At 59.9% G+C, this 2,971-nt stretch carries 3 pseudogenes; 2 read left to right on the forward strand and 1 reads right to left on the reverse strand.

Annotated features, from left to right (window positions below):
- Positions 1-869 precede the first annotated feature (869 nt).
- Together JSE7799_RS06625 and JSE7799_RS06630 are read left to right on the forward strand one after the other, a co-directional pair.
- Positions 870-2,067 (forward strand): annotated as a pseudogene (locus JSE7799_RS06625) (IS3 family transposase).
- A 272-nt stretch (positions 2,068-2,339) separates the two neighbouring features.
- Positions 2,340-2,537: pseudogene (locus JSE7799_RS06630) on the forward strand (transposase); the annotation flags it as partial.
- Between the two features lie 85 nt (positions 2,538-2,622).
- Here JSE7799_RS06630 and JSE7799_RS20950 read toward each other — a convergent pair.
- Positions 2,623-2,971 (reverse strand): annotated as a pseudogene (locus JSE7799_RS20950) (IS4 family transposase); the annotation flags it as partial.

Consider the following 2,971-nt stretch of genomic DNA (forward strand, 5'->3'; position numbering starts at 1 on the left):
AGTCTCTGCTTGTTGTGCTTCAGTTACCAAAGTAACCAGAAGCCGTCCAAACAGTGAAGCTGACACTCCATCATCGACCGAAGCCTAGGAGCGCGATACACAGACGTCTGATCCATCGAACAGGACCAAACCGCCCACATATCTCTTCAGATACTCGCGATTTCAAAGAGCGAGAGACAAAATCAACCGGATGTGCCCTAAACTCTCGGCACAACCCGCTTCAGTTGCCTCAAAATTTTTGCCTCAGGCCCTTCGAAGCATCCGCTCCGTCGTTCCGTCCAGCGTCCCGTTGGCACCTCAGCGCCGCCGGTGAAGGGGTATTTACGGACCACACCCGGAACCCGCAAGCACTTTCCACAACCATCATGCACTTTTTTTGGACCCTTCGCAGATTCCAAGCGTTATCAATACCTTCCAAACAACCGTAAGCCCCTGCCCCACCAAGCCCCTGCCCCAGCGATAGCCCTGCAAAAGCACCAAAGTTGTCACGAAAACTCACATCAACTCACATTCTTCCAAACCCGTCCAAACCACCCCCTCACCAAGCCCGAATCCAAACAATCCGAACACACACAAGAAAAAGCACCGGGGACAAAGCCAAGGAACGTCACGATAGATTGGCAGCGAGTGCGAGAAGAAGGTTGCGCTGCGCGAGGCACTTCGTGACATGCTTGTCTGAAAGCTACCTTATGTTGGGTTAGCGTGTTCCTCGAACGAGGAGACGGACAACGAGAAGATCGCGGTTCAGCGAAGAGCGGATCATCGGCATCTTGAGGGAACATCAGGCGAGCGTATCGGCGGCTTGACCTGCGCCCCGTGAGGTCCCTCAGTTTGATGTAGAGTCTGCTCAACCGCGAAGGAGCAGACGAATGAGGAAGAGCTGTTTCACCGAGGCGCAAATCATCGGGATGATCAAGGAGCAGGAGGCCGGTATGGCCACGGCAGAGGTGTGCCGCCGGCATGGCCTGAGCCCGGCGACGTTCTATAAGCTGAAGGCCAAGTATGGCGGCATGGAGGTCTCCGAAGCCGCCATGCTGAAGGCGCTGGAAGACGAGAATTGGAAGCTCAAGCGCCTGCTGGCCGACACGATGCTCGACAACGTCGTCTTGAAAGATCTTCTGGGAAAGAACTGACGACATTGACCAGGCGGCGAGAGGCAGCGCTGCGGGCAATGCGGGATTACGACATCTCGCAGCGCCGGGCCTGTCAGCTTGTCCCCTCTCGCGCATGCGTGCATGCGCTGCCGGGCAGCGGGTGTCGATCCCAAGACGGTCCGGCGCGAATGCCCGCCGGACTGCCCGGAGATCCGCAAGGAAATGAAGGAGATCGCCGGGAAGCGGCGCCGGTTCGGCTACCGCCGGATCAGCATCCTGCTCGAGCGCAAGGGCATGACCATGAACCGCAAGAAGCTCTATCGGCTTTACCGGGAGGAAGGGCTGTCTGTGAAGCGACGGCGCGGGCGCAAGCGGGCTCGTGGGTCGCGCACGCCGATGCCGGAGGCGGCGCGCCCAAATGCGCGCTGGTCGCTCGATTTCTTGGCGGACAGTTTCGGCGCGTCGCGGAAGTTCCGCATCTTGGCGGTGATCGATGATTGCCGCCAGCATAACCTGTGCCTGATCGCCGACACAAGCATCTCAGGTGCCCGTGTGGCTCGTGAGCTGGACGCGCTGGTGCGGGTCCATGGGAAGCCCGCATGCATCGTCAGCGACAATGGGACCGAGTTCACCAGCCGCGCCATCCTCAAGTGGGCCGACAAAAACGGGATGCCCTGGCATTACATCGACCCGGGCAAGCCGCAGCAGAACGCCTTCATCGAGTCCTTCAACGGTAGCCTGCGCGACGAGCTCTTGAACGAGGAGATTTTCGACACCCTAGACGACGCCCGCCGGAAGCTGGCGCTCTGGAGTTACGACTACAACGCCGTCAGACCGCACTCATCGCTGGGAAACTTGACGCCGCACTGAAGCGCGCCGGGCGCTTGAGCAAGTCGCGGGCTCTGCGCCCGGCGCGCTTGCCCAGAACAACCCACCGGACTACCAATCTCAAACCCGCAGAATCTCGCTATGATCGAGGGACCCGAAGGGGGCAGGTCAGGGTAGAGAACCGCTTTTGATAAGCCTTTGTCTCCTGTCTTCGCCGGCCGGGCCGCGGCGGCCCGCCGTGTCTTACGGTTCGGGGAAGTCATGCGATCCGCTCCTTCGCTTGGGCCTTGGTCACGTAAGCCTTTGCTAGCCCGGATAATTCGCGAGAAGGCGGCGGAGGTTGCGTAACCATCTGAAACTCTGTATTTTTTGGTTATCGACGCCAAAGATTCAGATTTCAGCAGGACGACCTCCGCCATGGCTCAATCTACGTGCTTCACGCCCCGCCTGTCACCCCTCAATGGCAAGCCGGTCCTGCTCGGGTTTGACGGCGCCGACATGAGCTCCGACGCCGGACTGACCCTGCTGCGCGAGATCGAGCGCAGGGCGGGTCTGGCGCAGCGGCTCGCAGATTGCCTGCACGATCCGCGTGACCCGGCGAAAGTGAGATATGCCCAAAAGTTGGTGACGGTCCTCATCAGGCGGCGGTTTGAAGTTGCTTGATCCCGTCCTTGAACTCAATCCCCTGAATGACGTCAGACTACACGACTCCCACCCGCAGCCGTCTCGGGACGACGAGATTTCGGGCGACGAGAGGCGTTTCGGGACCGGACCGCATCCATCGTCGGACCTCATCGAAGCCGGTCCGGAACCAGGATTTCGAGCAGTATCCGTGCTTCTTCCGGGCGGGGTATTTGTGTCCCATGAGCTGGGCTGCAGCACGGCAGATGAGGGCGATGGCAATAGCGGTTATGGCGATGAGCAGAGACAACTTGGACGCGAGCGTCAGGCGGGTGTCCTCCAGGTTCAGCCCCCGCGTCTTGCTGTCGGCGAACAGGCACTCGATGAGCCAGCGCTTCTTGTACTGCCGCAGGATGTGCGCGCCAGTG

It is taken from the genome of Jannaschia seosinensis (assembly GCF_001408515.1).
Lineage (GTDB): Bacteria > Pseudomonadota > Alphaproteobacteria > Rhodobacterales > Rhodobacteraceae > Jannaschia > Jannaschia seosinensis.